The organism is Embleya australiensis (assembly GCF_051903075.1).
GTDB lineage: Bacteria > Actinomycetota > Actinomycetes > Streptomycetales > Streptomycetaceae > Embleya.
In genome coordinates, this window is record NZ_CP182422.1 from 4,506,743 (window position 1) to 4,522,843 (window position 16,101).

At 74.3% G+C, this 16,101-nt stretch carries 9 protein-coding genes and 2 tRNA genes; all 11 read left to right on the forward strand.

Annotated elements, in window-relative coordinates; translation table 11 throughout:
• The first annotated feature begins 174 nt into the window (after positions 1–174).
• Positions 175–1,029, forward strand: coding sequence for a DUF4132 domain-containing protein (locus ACMXN5_RS19575; RefSeq protein ID WP_439676341.1), 855 nt, complete (start codon positions 175–177; stop codon positions 1,027–1,029).
• Positions 1,026–5,903: a hypothetical protein gene (locus ACMXN5_RS19580; protein WP_439676342.1), complete on the forward strand. Its 4,878-nt coding sequence runs from the start codon at positions 1,026–1,028 to the stop codon at positions 5,901–5,903. Before ACMXN5_RS19575 ends, ACMXN5_RS19580 begins: the two co-directional genes overlap by 4 nt.
• Positions 5,903–7,063: an ATP-binding protein gene (locus tag ACMXN5_RS19585; protein WP_380005446.1), complete on the forward strand. Its 1,161-nt coding sequence runs from the start codon at positions 5,903–5,905 to the stop codon at positions 7,061–7,063. The genes ACMXN5_RS19580 and ACMXN5_RS19585 overlap by 1 nt, the downstream gene beginning before the upstream one ends.
• 4 nt (positions 7,064–7,067) lie before the next feature.
• Positions 7,068–11,465, forward strand: a complete 4,398-nt coding sequence (locus ACMXN5_RS19590; protein WP_439676343.1) for a DUF5682 family protein — start codon at positions 7,068–7,070, stop codon at positions 11,463–11,465.
• Entirely contained in the window at positions 11,462–13,282 is a 1,821-nt protein-coding gene (locus tag ACMXN5_RS19595; RefSeq protein WP_439676344.1) for a hypothetical protein, read from the forward strand. Before ACMXN5_RS19590 ends, ACMXN5_RS19595 begins: the two co-directional genes overlap by 4 nt.
• Before the next feature lie 65 nt (positions 13,283–13,347).
• Positions 13,348–13,420, forward strand: a tRNA-Thr gene (locus tag ACMXN5_RS19600).
• Positions 13,421–13,465: 45 nt separating this feature from the next.
• Positions 13,466–13,541: transfer RNA gene (locus tag ACMXN5_RS19605), tRNA-Met, on the forward strand.
• Positions 13,542–13,617: 76 nt separating this feature from the next.
• Complete coding sequence (gene rpmG, locus ACMXN5_RS19610) at positions 13,618–13,782, forward strand: 50S ribosomal protein L33 (protein ID WP_004571794.1); 165 nt, start codon at positions 13,618–13,620, stop codon at positions 13,780–13,782.
• 125 nt (positions 13,783–13,907) lie between these two features.
• The gene (locus ACMXN5_RS19615; RefSeq protein ID WP_395788615.1) at positions 13,908–14,366 is read left to right on the forward strand and encodes an FAS1-like dehydratase domain-containing protein; all 459 of its coding nucleotides are present in this window, start codon (positions 13,908–13,910) and stop codon (positions 14,364–14,366) included.
• A 2-nt stretch (positions 14,367–14,368) separates the two neighbouring features.
• On the forward strand, positions 14,369–14,797 hold the full coding sequence (locus ACMXN5_RS19620; RefSeq protein WP_395787264.1) for a MaoC family dehydratase: 429 nt from the start codon (positions 14,369–14,371) through the stop codon (positions 14,795–14,797).
• A 218-nt stretch (positions 14,798–15,015) separates the two neighbouring features.
• Entirely contained in the window at positions 15,016–16,068 is a 1,053-nt protein-coding gene (locus ACMXN5_RS19625) for a UDP-N-acetylmuramate dehydrogenase (RefSeq protein ID WP_439676345.1), read from the forward strand.
• Positions 16,069–16,101 lie beyond the last annotated feature (33 nt).

Below are 16,101 nucleotides of genomic sequence, written 5' to 3' on the forward strand. Positions count from 1 at the left end.
TTTCGGCCATCGAATGTCGTTTCGCGCGGTGTTTCATCCTGACGGGTGACGGCGCTGTCGGAATCGACGGCTAACGTTCCCGCCAACCTGATCACGGGCGCCGAGCGCCTTGTGCCGCTGGGCAGTTGACGGGTTGTCACCGACATTCGCACACATGCGTGGAGGGGAACGATCGTGGGATGGATCCGGGCGGGCGACTATGAGGTCGCCTTGGAAGACGGCAAGGTGGTGTGCCGCAACGCCAAGGGGCGGCAACTGAAGTCGGTGCCCGGGAAACTCGCCGACGATCCGGCCGTGGTGGGCCTGCGCCAGCTCGTCGAGTGGCTGGATCGGCACGATCGGGCCTGCCTGGACGCGGTGGAGCGCTGGATGATCGGCTCGCTCCCGGTCCCGGTCGCGGTGTTGGCCCGGGTGTGGCCGGATCCCGCCTGGCAGCGGGTGTTGCGCGACCTCGTGGTCACCACCGGCGAGGACGGCGCGGTGGCCGGATTCCTGCGCGGCGCGGACCCCGAGCGCGGCGTCGGCATCGTCGACCCCGACGGCGACACCGTCTACCTCGACGCGCAAACCATCCGCATCCCGCACCCCGTACTCCTCGACGACCTCGACGACCTGCGCGAATTCGCCGTCGAACTCGGCGTCGAGCAGCGCGTCCAGCAGCTCTACCGCGAGGTGTGGCACCGCCCCGCCGACGTGGACGCCGCCCGCACCGGCGTGGAGGAATTCGCCGGCGGACGCTACGACCAGCTGCGCTTTTTGATCGGCCGGGCCACCCAGCTGGGCTACCAGGTGCGCGGCGGCCAGGCCGTGTGCGCCGTGCTCGACGGCGGCCGCGAGATCGAGGCGCGGATGTGGCTGGGCGACTACGACGGCTACGACTCGACCGAGACCGGCTCGGTCGCCTGGACCGAGGACGGCGCCACGCTGACCCTCGACCGGGTGCCGCCGGTGGCCTGGTCGGAGGGCATGCGGATGGGCGCCGCGCTGTACGCGGGCCGCACGATCGAAACCACGGAGGACGCGGCATGAACACCACCGGCACGGGCACCGCCCCCGACCCGTCGCGCGTCCTGCTGGACGCCGGCGCCGTCCTGCCCGTCGGCACCCTCGCCGGCGACGACATCGACACGCTCACCGTGCGCACCTACCTGCACCCGGCGTTCGGCGACCGCCCGATCGTCCGGCTGGTCCCGGGCACCCTGGGCGAGGCCGAGGACCTGGCGCTCGGCTTCCTGGGGCTGACCCGCGAGGCGGACGCCCCCGAGGTCGGCCAGGTCCGCCGCGAGGCGCTCGGCTTCCCCGCCTGGGCACTGGTCAACGACCCGGCGAACGGACACCACGCACTGGCCCTGGTCCGCGACATCGAACGCCTGGACCGGCAGGCCAAGACCAAGCCCGGCGCGGCCAAGGACGGCTTCGACCAGCTCGCGATTCGCCTCGGCCGGGCCGTACCGCACTTCCTGCCCACCTTCCACGAGCAGGCCGCGCGGATCTTCCTCAAGCACGACAACAAGACCTACGCGTCCGCGTTCTTCGGCAAGGCCCGCGAGGCCGAGCGGGTGCACAACCTGGCGATCGAGGAGGAGCGGCTGCGCGCGGTCTTCCTGGAGTTCGCCTTCGCCGGCGCGCTGACAGCCAAGGCGCTCAAGGAGCACGCCAAGTCGCTCGCCGCACGCCTCGGCCCCGCCGAGGCGTGGGTACAGTTCCGCCAACTGGCGGTCGAGCGCTGCACCGCGGGCATGCCGCCGTACGCCGGCCTGGCCGAGGACGCCCGCGCGCTGATCCGCGCGGCCGGCGGCGACCACACCGCCGAGGAGCGCGCGCTGCTGCGCGAACTGCTCGCCACCCCCGCGATCGCCCGCGCGCCGCTGTCCTTCTGGAAGGTCAACCGCGCCCCGATCGCGGCACTGGCCGGCGCCGAACCCGAGTCGCGGGCCCGCCTCCTCGACATCCTGCCCACCCCCGGCGGTTCGACGTCCAACGCCGAGGTCGACGACTTCTGGCTCGACCTGCTCGACGACGCGGGCGTCCTGGACCTGCTCGTCGGCGGCGACCTCGAACCCGGCGTCCGGGCCCAGTGGGTCACCCGCTGGGCCGCGCATCGTCAGCGCGGCTGGGGCTACACCCCACGCAGCGCGCGCACCGCCGCGCTGGTCGCGCGGATAGCCGACAAGCTGCGCGCCGAGGCGGTACCGGTCACCCTGTTCGGCGGCAACCGCTACCGCGCCGGCGTCGACCTGGACCTGCTGGACCTGGCCCTGGCCGAGCGCATACCCGTGACCGACCCGGACCCGAAGTGCACGTTCGGCCTGGGCGAGTGGTGGGACGACGAGGCCGAGGGCCGGCGCGAGCTGGCCGCCGTCGCCGCCGACGAACGATTCCAGGCCCTGCTCCTGATCGCCGTCGGCGGCCTGAACGCCAAGCATCAGCCGGCCACCGCCGCCCACCCCGTGCTGCGCCCCGTGCTTGCCCGCCGACTCACCGAGATGGGCGAACGGCTCACCTCCGCCGCCGGCCTGCCCGACGCCGAGCGCGAACTCACGCTGCTCGACGGATTCCGCGGCGTGGTCGAGGACGTGACCCCCGACCTGGTCGCCCGCGTCCGCGCGTTCGACGCGATCGCGCTGCTCGCGACCACGCTGCGCGCCGGCGTCTACGACGAACTCGGCTGGCCCGCGCTCGACGAGGCCGTCGAACTGCTCGGCCGCAAGGGCGACATCCGGATCGACGAGGCCTGGCCCGCGCTCGTGCTCTCCACCGACAAGCGCGCGCTCGTGGTCGGCCCCGAGGGCATCCTGCTCGACCACGAACCGCACGTGCCCAAGGACCGCACCAACTGGCAGCGCACCCAGTACCTCTACGTCGACGGACAACTCCTGGTCGCCTGGTACAACACCGACTACGAATGGGAGGGCTACTGGTCCGCGCGCCCGACCGAGACGTTCCTGCTCGGCGGATCGCCGAACAGCGGCTCCGCCGGCGCCATGCTCTCCCTCGCGCTGCCCGGCGGCGGGGTGACCACCGGCGGCCGGCCGCTGTACGCCGGTGACACCAAGCTGCCCGTGCGCCGCGGTGTGCTCACCGACGGCACCACGCACTGGTCGCTCGACTACGAGCGATCGGACCGCAAGTGGACCGAGTTCGACCCGGCCACCGGCATCCACGGCCGCGCCTCGCTGCCCGCCCCGTTCGCCGCGGCGGTCGCCGACGGCGGCTCGCTGGTGCCCGACGCGTGCGAGTTGTTGCCGCTGCTGCCCGGCCTGGAGCAGACCCCGTTGGGCACCGACGGCACGCTCGTGGGCCGTTGGGTGCGGATCGACGGCGACACCGTCACCGCCGGCTCGGTCGACGGCCGCACCGTGACCGTGCCCGTGCGCGGCCGGCGGCACTGGGACCAGCGTCCGCTGGAGGTTCCGATCGGCGCGCTGCGCCTGCCCGGCGGCGCGGCCCCCACGGCGGTCGCCCGGAACAACGGCGCCGTGACGCTGTGGCACGAGGGTGTGCTGCTCGGCGACTGCGGGTCCGGCTCCGGACTGGCCGCCGGCACCCGGGTGGTGCCGTCGCCCGCGTTCTGGCACGCGCTGCGACCGCGCGACGAGGCCGGCTCGCTGGCGCTGCGCGCGATCACCCACGAGCAGGCCGGCGCACTGGTCGAGGAGGTGCGCGCGGACCGCGAGCGCGCCCGGGCCGAGTACGAGGCCGCCAAGAAGGCGTCGACGAACAAGCCCGCCAAGCCGGACACCATCCGGACCGCACCGGTGCGCCGGCTGCTGCCCGCCATCGCCCACGCCGGCCTGGTCCGCGGCGTCGCCTCGCTGGCCGGGGAGACCGCCCGACTCGCCGAGCGGCTGCGCGACTTCGGCAAGGTGAAGCACAAGGAGCAGCGGCTCCGCGCGGTGCCCACCGGCCCCGAGCACGGCCGGGACAACGAATTGTGCTCGGCGGTGGCCGGCATCGCGGGCGTCGGCTGCCGCTACTACGGAAACCAGGGCCAGGGCACCTGGACCACGTTCGAACACATCACCGCGGTGTCCGCCGCGCTGGCGCGTACCGACGGCCCGGCCGAGTGGACCACCGAACCCGAGAGGCTGCGGGAACCCCACGTGGCCGCCTGGCACGACCTGCTCGACCACCGCGCCGCGATGGTCGCCCGTGCCCTGTCGCCGCTCACGTCCGACACACAGCGCGCCTCGCTGCTGCTGCTCCTGGAGGCGCTCGCCGTCGGCCCGCTGGGTACCCCCGCCGGGACGCTGCGCCGGGTCGTGTTGTGCGAGCCCTCCGGCAAGAAGAAGGAACGCAAGCGCATCGGACAGGTCCTGCGCCGCGCCGACCGCACCGTGATCGTCCTGGACAGCCAGTACACCTACGGCAACGACACGCAGCACTGGCTCGCGCTCGACCACGACCCGTCGGGCCGGTTCGAGGCGGTCGACGGCTTCACGACGCACGAGGAACACCGCTACCGCGAGCCGATGTCCCCCGAGCGGGTCGCCGCCGTCGTCGAGGGCATTCGTGCCCACGGCCCGGTCCCGTGGCGACCGGAAGCGGTGTCGGCCCTGACCGAGGGCACCGGATTGGGCCGCGCCGAGGCGAGCGTGCTGCTCGCCGGGCTGGTCGCGGGCGACATGGACAAGGACCGACGGGCGGTGCTCGGCCTCAAGGCGGCCGAGGCGACCAGCGCCCGCGAGCAATTGGACCGACTCGACCGCGTGGCGCGCGTCGGCGTCCAGGGCGCGCTGGTACCCGAGCGGCCCGAGGACGTCGCCGCCCTGTGGACGACCGGGTGGGACATCGCGGCCTGCAGCCGCGCCTGGGAGGCCGCCTTCGGGCGGGTGTTGCGGCTGCCCGAGGAGGTCGCGGCGGACGTCCGGGGCATCGCCGCCGCCGCGTTCGAGTACGTCCTCACCCCCGAATCCCAGCGGTGGATCACCGGTACTTCCACCCACAGCGTCGACAAGGACGGCAACCTCGTCGCCTCCGACCCCGCGGCCGTGCCCGCCGGCCACACGCTCGGCCAGACCGTGACCGCGCTCGCCTGGCTGGCCTACCGGCTGCCCTACGGCGATCCGCTGCGCCCGCAGCTGCCGCGCGTGCTCGACCTGCTGCGCAAGCGGGTGGCCGACCCGGGCCTGGTGGTCGACCTGGACGTCGAGTACGCCGAACGCGGCGCCACCTCCACCCTGTTGCGCGAGGCGGCCGGACTGCCCGCCACCGGCGGCACCGACCCCGACGGTGTGCTCCGGATCGAGGACCGCTTCTGGTTGCGCCCCTGGTACACCGACAACGAGTTCACCCTGGTGCGCACCGCCGGCTTCACCGGGGTCGACGACCCGTGGTTCGACCGGCTGATCGCGCTGCGCGGCGAGGCGAAGTCCGTCGCCTTCGCCGCCTTCCGCCGCATCCTCGACCCCGCCTTCGAGACGCTCCTGCGCGCCGACGGCCCGCCCGGCGTCCCGCAGGACCCGAGCCACTCGGTGCCCGAGCTGGTCGCCGAGGTCGCCAAGACGCACGGCATCGGCGAGGACGCCGCCGTGCTGTACCTCCAGTTGCTCGCCCTGCCGGACCCGACGGATCGTCAGGTCGCCCGCTGGACCGGCTGGAAGCCCGCGCGGCTGAAGAAGGCCCGGACCGAACTCGCCGGCACCGACCTGGTCCTGGAGGCCAAGCGGGCCCGGGCCGGCCGCACCCTCTTCCTGCCGGGCGGCTGGAACGCGCTGAAGAGCCCCGCACTGCCCCTGGAGGTCTGGAAGGAGGGGCTCTACCCGAAGCCCGGTCAGGGCATGATCGTGCCCGACCTGCCCGTGCCCGAACTGTTCCACCGGGCCTGGCGGCGCGTGCAGGACGGTGATGCGCCAGGCTTCGAGGAACTCGTCACCCGCACCACCCGGAAGGGCCGCCGCTGATGGCAACCGCAACCGAACCCGCCGCCGGGGCACGCCAGATACACCCGCCCGAGGACCTGTACGCCCGGGAACTGGCGTTCCTGGCCGCCTACGACCGGGGCCCGCGCCCGCCGGCCTGGCGGCTGACCCCGCGCGCCGTGGTCACCTTCGTGATGGGCAGCGGTGACGAACTCAAGCTGCCCGAACCGGTCGAGGGCCTGCCCCGCGCCCTGACCATCGGCGCCAAGTTCGTCGGGGAACGCGCCCTCGTCGAGCGCTGCGTGGTCACCCTCGCCGGCGAACGCGGCCTGCTCCTGGTGGGCGAGCCCGGCACCGCCAAGTCGATGTTGTCCGAACTGCTCGCCGCCGCCGTCTGCGGCACCAGCGGGCTCACCGTGCAGGGCACCGCGGGCACCACCGAGGACCAGCTCAAGTACGGCTGGAACTACGCGCTGCTGCTCGCCCAGGGCCCCAGCCGCGGCGCCCTGGTGCCCTCGCCGGTGCTCACCGCGATGACCACGGGCGCGGTGGCCCGGATCGAGGAGGTCACCCGCTGCCTGCCCGAGGTGCAGGACGCGCTGGTGTCGCTGCTCTCGGAACGGCGGATCGCGGTTCCCGAACTCGCGGGCGGCCCCGACGCGCAGGTACACGCCGCGCCCGGCTTCACCCTGATCGCCACCGCGAACCTGCGCGACCGGGGCGTCTCGGAGATGTCCGCCGCGCTCAAGCGCCGGTTCAACTTCGAGACGGTCGGCCCGATCGGCGACCACGACGCGGAGACCGCGCTGGTGCGTCGGCAGGCCAAGGCCGCGGTGGAGCGGACCGGGACGGCGTACGCCGTCGACGACACGGTCCTGGAGGTGCTGGTCACCGCGTTCCGCGACCTGCGCACCGGCCGCTCCGCCGAGGGTTGGGAGATCGAACGCCCGTCCACCGTGCTGAGCACCGCCGAGGCGGTCTCGGTCGCCTCCTCGCTCGCGCTGGCCGCGGCCTACTTCCCGGGCGACCGGGACGTGCTGAGCCTGCTGCCGGGACACCTGCTCGGCGTCGCGAAGAAGGACGACCCGGCCGACGCGGCCCGGCTGCTGTCCTACTGGGACGCGGCGGTGCGCCGACGGGCCGAACACGGCTCGGCCACCTGGCGCACCCTGTGGGACCTGCGCGGAGTCCTGGAGGGCTGACGAGGTGTCGACCATACGTACGGACGGGCCCAACGACGAGGCCCGTCCGGCCGCCGCGCGCCTTGCCGCGTCCCGGCGGCCCCACCTGATCGGCGTGCGCCACCACGCGCCCTCGCTCGCCGCCGCGGTGCCGGCGCTGCTCGACGAGGCCCGGCCCGACGTGCTGCTCGTCGAACTGCCGCACGAGGCCGCGCCCTGGTTGGAGTGGCTCGCGCACGAGGACACCCGGGCGCCGATCGCGCTGGCCGGGACCGGACCGCACGGGCTCGGCTTCTACCCCTTCGCCGACTTCTCGCCGGAACTGGCCGCGCTGCGCTGGGCCGCGCGCAACGGCGTGCCGGCGATCCCGTGCGACCTGCCGCTGGGCCACCCCGGGTGGGACCGGGCGGCCGGCCCGGGGGCGGACGCGGGGGACACCGGCGCGCGGGGCGGCGGGCTGCACGCGGCGCTGCGCGACCGGCTCACCGGCCGGGCCGGGGACGACCTGTGGGACCGGCTGGTCGAGGCCACCGCGCCCGGCTCGTCCGCCGAGGCGATCCGCCGCGCCGCGCTCACCGTCGGCTGGGCGCTGCGCCGCGACACGGGCGGCGTCGACCCGGTCGACCTGCGCCGCGAGGCGTGGATGCGGTCCACGCTGCGCGCGGCCGAGGAAGCCGGGGCGACGCGGGTCACCGTGGTGCTCGGCGCGTTCCACGCACCGGCCCTGCTCGACGGCGACGCGGAACCGCCCGCCGGCGACATCGCCGACGTGACGATGTCGTTGATCCCGTACACCTACCCGCTCCTGGACTCCCGTTCCGGCTACCCCGCCGGCATCCGCGATCCCGAGTGGCAGCAGTCCGTCCTGGAGTCGGCCGGCGACCCCGCCGCGCTGCGCGAGGCGCTGATCGGCGCGGCGGTACGGATCTGCACCGATCTGCGCGGCCAGGGACACCCCAGCGGTCCGGTCGACGCGCGCGAGATCGTCCGGATCGCCGGCGACCTCGCGAACCTGCGCGGCCTGCCGGCGGCGGGGCGCGGCGAACTGCTCGAAGCGACGCAGACCGTGCTCACCCACGGCGAGCCGCTGGGTCGGGGCCGCTCGGTCGCCCGCGCCCTGGAGCGGGTGCTGGTCGGCACGCGGGCCGGGCGCCCGTCACCGGCCGCGCCGCGCAGCGGCCTGGGGCCCGAGGTGGAGCGCCGGATCGCCGAACTGGGCCTGCCCGGACCGACCGACCCGGCGGAGCGTGATCTGCGTCTGGACCCGCTGCGCAGCGACCGCGACCGCCGCCGGGAACTGCTCCTGCAACAGCTGACGACCTGTCGCATCCCCTACGCCGAGCCGACCGCGGTGGTCGGCACCGGCGGCGCGGACGCGGTCACCACCCGCTGGCGGGTGCGCTGGACGCCGTCGGTGGCGGCCCTGCTGGACGCGGCCGGCGCCCGGGGCGTCACCCCGGAACAGGCCGCCGAGGGCACCCTCCGCGCCCAACACCACCAGGAACTCGCCGAAGGCGGCCCCACGGCCGCCCAGATCCTCACCGGCCTCGAACGCGCCGCGGCCTGCGGCCTGCCGGACCTCACCGCGACCCGCCTCGCCGAAACCGCCGAGTCCCTCCCCACGATCGCCGGCCTCCCCGACCTCCTCGCGGCCCTGGTCCTCACCGACCGCATTCACCAGGGCCACCTGGGCCTCCCCGCCCCCGAGAGCGCCTCGGCGACCGTCACGGTCGACGAGTACGCGGAGCCCGGCGACCGAAAGGCCCCCACGGCCTCGGGATCGGAGTCGGGATCGGAGTCGCGGTCGGGCGAGGAGATCACCCGCATCCTCCTCACCGCCGCCGTCCGCCACCTCGACGGCCTGACCGGATCCGACGACCCGGCCGACGCCCGCGCGCTGGCCGACCTCGCCGGACGCGCCGACGTGTTCGGCGGAGTCCGGCTGACCGCCGGACTGGCCCGCCTGGCCGCCGACGGCTCGCCGCTGATGTCCGCCGCCGCGGGCGCCGTCCGGGTCCTGCTCGGGCACGAGGACCCGACCACCCTCGGCGACCGGATCGGCTCCTGGATCGACACCGCGACCACCCCGGCGACCCGAGCCGAACTGACCCGCCGCCTCACCGGCCTGCTCACCGCGGCCGGCCCCCTCCTCCAGGCGGGCGGCCCGATCCTCACCCCCCTCCTGGACCGCGTCGACACCCTCCCCGACCGCCCCTTCCTGGACCGTCTCCCGGCCCTGAGAGGCGGCTTCGACACCCTGACCCCCGCCGCCCGAGACCGAGTCCTGGCCACCCTGGCCGACCACTTGGGCGACCGAGTCGACACCGACGCGGACCCCATCACCCTGGCCCTATGGACCAGCACCGACCTGACAGCCAAATCAGCCCTACTCCAACGAGCCCTCTTGGCACCCTCCACGCCCCACAACCCCACCCCGACCATGGGCACGACAAAGCCGCAGCCCACGAACGCCACCTCCGCCGCTTCCAGCGGGACGCGAGCCCAATCGGTCCGCGCCGACGCCGAAAAACCCCAGCCCTCACCTCCCAGCCCCACCCCGCCCACCGGCGGCCCACAAACCCAGCCCGACACGCCAAACCCGCAGCCCACGACCCCCACCGCCGCCCCCCAGGGCCGGTCCGCCCAGCCCGACGCCGTGGCTCCGCAGCCCCCGAATCCCACCCTCGCCCCGGCCCCCGCCGCCGGCGTTCCGCAAGACCAATCCGCCCCGGCCCACGCCGTGGATCCGCAGCCCGCGAACCCCACCCTCGCCCCGGCTCCCCCCGCCGGTGTTCCGCAGGACCGATCCGCCCCGGCCAAGGCGGTGAATCCGCAGCCCACGAACCCCGCGGCGGCCCCGGCCTCTTCCACTTCCGCCGGCGTTCCGCGAGACCAATCCGTCCAGCCCGACGCCGTGGCTCCGCAGCCCCCGAATCCCACCCTCGCCCCGGCTCCCGCCGATGGTGGTCAGCAGGACCGATCCGCCCCGGCCAAGGCGGTGAATCCGCAGCCCACGAACCCCGTGGCGGCCCCGGCCTCTTCCACTTCCGCCGGCGTTCCGCGAGACCAATCCGTCCAGCCCGACGCCGTGGCTCCGCAACCCCTGAACCCCGCCCTCGCCCCGGCTCCCGCCGATGGTGGTCCGCAGGATCGATCCGGCCCGGCCCACGCCGTGGATCCGCAGCCCGCGAACCCCGCGCCCGCCGCAGTCCCTCCCGCTCCCGACGGGCGGCCGCGAGGCCGATCCGGCTCGGCCGATGCCGTAAATCCGCAGCCTGCGGGTCTCGCTGAACGGGTGGGCGGGTGGGCAAAAATCCACGACCTCCCCCCCGCCCAACGCTGGAAACTCATCCTCGGCCGCCAATCCGACCGCCTCCCCCCAAAGGCATCCGGCATGGCCCGCGCGCTCGACGAGCTATACGGCACCGGCCACGGCGAAGGCTCCCGCAGCGACCTCGGCGACGCCCCGGGCGCGGGCCGCGAAGCCCCCTACCCCGGCGTCCGGGAATGGTCCGAGGACCTGATCGCCCTCTTCGGCCCGGCCGTCCGCGAGGAGGTTCTGGCCGCCGCCGCGTCAGCGGGCCGCACCGATGTGCTCACCCACCTCGACCCCGCCGCCGCCCGCCCCTCCGTCGACCTGCTCAAGACCGTCCTGACCCACGCCGGCGGCCTCCCGGAGAGCAAACTCGCCCTCCTCCGCCCGCTGATCGCCCGCATCGTCGCCGAACTCGCCCGCGAACTCGCCACCCGGCTGCGCCCCGCGCTCACCGGCATCACCACCCCCAGGCCCACCCGCCGCCCCGGCGGCGCGCTCGACCTGCCACGCACCCTGCGGGCCAACCTCACCACCGCCCGCCGCGCCGCCGACGGCTCGGTGCTCGTGGTGCCGGAGAAGCCGATCTTCCGCACCCGTGCGAGCCGCAGCAACGACTGGCGGCTGATCCTGGTGGTCGACGTGTCCGGCTCGATGGAGGCGTCGACCATCTGGTCCGCGCTCACCGCCTCGATCATGGCCGGCGTCCCGTCCCTGAGCACCCACTTCCTGACCTTCTCCACCGAGGTCATCGACCTCACCGGACACGTCCACGACCCCCTGGGCCTGCTCCTGGAGGTCAAGGTCGGCGGCGGCACCCACATCGCCGCCGGCCTGCGCGCCGCCCGCGATCTCGTCACCGTGCCCTCGCGCACCCTGATCGCCGTGGTCAGCGACTTCGAGGAGGGCTATCCGATCGGCGGCCTGCTCGCCGAGGTCCGCGCGCTCGCCTCCTCGGGCTGCCACATCCTCGGCTGCGCGAGCCTGGACGACGCCGGCCGACCGCGCTACTCGACCGCCGTCGCCGGCCGACTGGTCGCCGCCGGCATGCCGGTCGCCGCGCTGAGCCCCACCGAACTGGCCCGCTGGGTCGGAGAGAAGGTCCGATGAGCACGCAGGGCCTCCCACCGGTCGCCCCCGACGTCACCGCCGACATCGTCGAAGCACTCACCCCGCGCCTGCGCAAACGCCTCGACGCCGCGATCGGCAAACTCGCCGCCTGCCCGATCGAACACGACGGCGACACGGTGCGGATCACCGTCGGCGAGGACGCCGAACTGACCCTGTACATCCCCACCGGAGCCGTCACCACCACCGCCGACCTGCGCTGCAGCTGCCTGCTGGCCCCCGCCTGCGTACACCGCGCCGCAGCCGCCGCCGGGGCCCCGGTGGCCGACCCCCAAGCCCCCGACGAAACCGCCACACCCGACGCGCCCACCACCACCGAGCCCACGGAACCGGCCGAAGCAACCGCCGAGTCCGCCACCCCCACCGAGTCCACCCCCGCCGAACGCACCGCCGCCGACGCCCTCTGGACCGCCGGCGCCGAGATCGTCGACGCCGGTGTCGACGGCGCCGGCGCCGTACTCCAGGCCGGCCTGCTCCGCGCCGCGCACACCGCCCGCCTCGCCGGCCTGCACCGCGCCGCCGCCGCGGCCGTCACGGTTGCCACCGGCCTGCGCGCCGCCCGCGACCGCGACCCCGCGTACCGACTCGCCGACCTCGTCGCCGCCATGCGCGAACTGCTCGACGTGGCCCACGCGTTGCGCACCCCGGCGGCGACCTACCCGCAGTCCCTCGACCTCCTGCGCGGCACCTCCCGCCGCGCCTACGCCCCGGCCGGCTCGCTGCGCCTGTACGGCCTGTTCACCGAACCCGTCCTGACCGCCCGGGGGTTCGCCGGCGCGGTCACCACCACGGTCGACCCCGCAGGCACCCTGCGCACCATCGGCGACGTCGCCCCCGGCGGCGCCGACCGGGCGATCGGCGCCGCCGGCCGCGCGATCCGGCTCGGCGACACCTCGATCGACCCGGTCGCGCTCACCCGCGCCGGCCTCGTCGTCTCCGGTGCCACCGTCTCCGCCAACGGTCGGCTCGGCGCCGGCCAGGCCGTCCGCGCCGCACGCGCGAGCGGCGCGGCCTGGACCGACGAACCGCTGCGCGCCCTGTGGGAGACGCCGCTGTCCGCCCAGATCGACCGGATCGTGGGCCACCGCGACCTGCCCCCCGACGACCGCCCCGCCGGCGCCGACCTGCTCTTCCTCGACGTCACCGTGCTCGGCACCACCCCCGGCGCCCGGGACCGCCTGCTCGCCGAATGCGCCGGGCAGTCCGTACACCTGCTCGTCGCGCACGCCGACCCCGTCTTCGCCTACCGGGACAACCTGCGCCTGCTCGCCGACCGCCCCGGACTGCGCCTGCGCGTGGTCGGCCGCCTCGAACCCGGCGCCGACCGGGCGATCCGGCCGCTCGCGGTCGGCGTCGCGCCCGGCGACGGCCCGACCCTGCGGCTCGCCGAGGACCGCCTGGGCCGGATCGACCTGGGCCTGGAGCGCCTGCACCGTGCCGACCTGCCCGCCGCCGACCCGACCCCGTCCGTACCCGGCGCGGCCGAGGAACCCCCGCCCGCCCCGCTCTACCTGATGCACCGTCACGTCGAACGCGCGATCAGCGGCGGCCGTCCCGTCCTGGCCCTGGCCGGCTCCACCGCCGGCGACACCGCCCGACTGCGCCGGGTGGGGCTGGCCACGGGGGCACTGCTCGTGGAACGTCTGACGCACGCCGCGGCGGGCCGCGAACGGGATGTTTTCGGGCGTCTTCGCGCGGGCGACAACGACCTTTTGTCCGCTGCGTGGCTGGCCGCGGCCGTGTACGCGCAAACCGTCGAAGGGGCTCTGACCAGGGCTGTTTGGTCCACCGAGAGCTGAGGCAGGGGGCATTGCGCCAATCGATTTCCGATCGGTGTCGGGCAGCGTGTATGGTTTTCCTGCTCGCCCCAATAGCTCAGTCGGTAGAGCGTCTCCATGGTAAGGAGAAGGTCTACGGTTCGATTCCGTATTGGGGCTCAGACGATGGGATCCCCGCCTGGCAACAGGTGGGGGCCTCGTCGAGGCGGCGTAGCTCAGACGGTAGAGCAAGCGGCTCATAATCGCTGTGTCACCGGTTCAAGTCCGGTCGCCGCTACCAAGCGAGCCGATTCGGGGGAGACTCCGCATCGGCTGCTTTTGCTGTATTCACCCCTGACCGCAAGGAAGGCACTCCAGTGGCTGCCACCGACGTCCGCCCGAAGATCACGCTGGCCTGCGTGGAGTGCAAGGAGCGGAACTACATCACCAAGAAGAACCGGCGCAACGACCCGGACCGTCTTGAGATGAAGAAGCACTGCCCCCGCTGCAACGCGCACACCGCGCACCGCGAAACCCGCTAGGCGTTTCGCACTCCGACACCGACGAGGCCACTCCCCACGAGGGGGTGGCCTCGTTGTCGTATTCTCCGCAGCGTTGCCCCGCCGGCTCGCCGGCCACCGCCGCCTCCACCAGGGAGAACCGCTTCATGCCGCTGGACGCGAAGTTCATCGGGCGGACCTACCCGCCCACCGAGCCGTACGAGGTGGGTCGGGAGAAGATCCGCGAGTTCGCCGCCGCGATCGGTGACCCCGATCCCGCGTACAACGACCCCGAGGCGGCCAAGGCGCTCGGCCACCCCGACGTGATCGCGCCGCCGACCTTCGCGATCGTGGTCACGATGCGCGCCGCGGACCAGGTCGTGTATGACCCCGAACTGGGCCTGGACTACTCGCGTGTGGTGCACCGCGACCAGAAGTTCACGTACACCCGACCGGTCCGCGCCGGCGACCGACTGACCGTGGTGACCACCGTGGACGACATCAAGACCCTCGCGGGCAACGACGTCCTCACCACCCGCGCCGAAGTCAGGACCGTGGAGGGCGAGCACGTCGTCACCGCGCTGTCGAGCCTGGTGGCCCGCGCCGCCGACGAATCGGAGGGCTGACCATGACCGCCAAGATCTCCTTCGACGACGTCGCGGTCGGCACCGAACTGCCCACGCGCAGCTTCCCGGTCACCCGGGAGACCCTGGTCCGCTACGCGGGCGCGTCGGGCGACTTCAACCCGATCCACTGGAACGGCCGGTTCGCCACCGACGTCGGCCTGCCCGACGTGATCGCGCACGGGATGTTCACCATGGCCGAGGCCGCCCGCGTGGTCACCGACTGGCTGGGCGACCCGGGCGCGCTGGTCGAATTCGGCGTGCGCTTCACCAAGCCGGTCGTGGTCCCGGACAGCGTCGAGGGCGCGACCATCGAGGTCACCGGCAAGGTCGCGGTACTCCTGGACGACCGCCGGGCCCGCGTGGACCTCGTGGTCACCGCCGCCGGCGCCAAGGTCCTGGGCGTCCCCAGAGCCATCGTGCAACTGGCCTGAGCCCAGGCGCCGGGGAGCGCCCGGAGCCGCGGCCCGCTCGACCCCGGCCCCAGACACCGAGCGTGCCGGCAGCCGCGACGCGGCCGAGCCGAGCCCCGGCGCCGAGCGTGCCGGCAGCCGTGATGCGGCCGGCCTCGGCCCGAGGCGCCGGGTGTGCCCGGAGCCCCGGGGCGGCCGGCCCGAGCCCGGCGCCGGGCGGGTGATGCGAGAATCCAACGGTGCAGCCTGAAATCGACGCGCCCCTCGCCGCCCTGACCACCCTCCGCCTCGGCGGCCCGGCCCGTCGGCTCCACACGGCCACGACCACCGACGCGGTCCTGGCGATCGTCCGTGCCGCCGACGAGCAGGGCATCCCGCTGCTCGTGCTCGGCGGCGGCAGCAACCTGGTCGTCGGCGACGACGGCTTCGCCGGCGACGTGCTGCGGATCGCCACCACGGGCCTCCGCGTCGACGGCACCGCGCTGAGCGTGGACGCCGGCGTGCCGTGGGACGACGTGGTCACCGCCGCGGTCGACGCGGGCCTGTCCGGCATCGAATGCCTCGCGGGCATCCCCGGCAGCGCGGGCGCCACCCCGGTGCAAAACGTCGGAGCGTACGGCCAGGAGGTCGCCGAGACGATCACCTCCGTCGAGGTCTACGACCGCACCGAACGCCGCCCGCGCACGCTCACCGCCGCCGACTGCCGCTTCACCTACCGGCACAGCGTGTTCAAAGGCGACGACCGCTTCGTGGTGCTGCGGGTGCACTTCCGGCTGCACGACGACGACGGCCGCTCGGCCCCGATCCGCTACGCCGAACTGGCCCGCGTGCTCGGCGTCGAGCCGGGGGAGCGGGTCGCGCCGGCCGCCGCCCGCGCCGCCGTACTCGAACTGCGTCGCGGCAAGGGCATGGTCCTCGACGCCGCCGACCACGACACCTGGAGCGCGGGCTCCTTCTTCACCAACCCGATCCTGACCCACGATGCCTTCGCCGACCTCACCGCGCGCGTCGCCCGCCACCTGGGCCCCGACGTCATTCCGCCCCGCTACCCGTCCGGCGCCGACCACGTGAAGACCTCCGCGGCCTGGCTGATCGAACGGGCAGGCTTCACCAAGGGCTACGGCGAGGGCAGAGCCCGCATCTCCACCAAACACACCCTGGCCCTGACCAACCGCGGCAAAGCCACCACGGAAGACCTCCTCACCCTGGCCCGAGAGGTCCGCGACGGCGTAGCAAAAACCTTCGGCATCACCTTGACCAACGAACCAGTCCTAATCAACGCCAAGCTCTGACCCACCCCGACCCCAACCCCGGCGCACCCACCA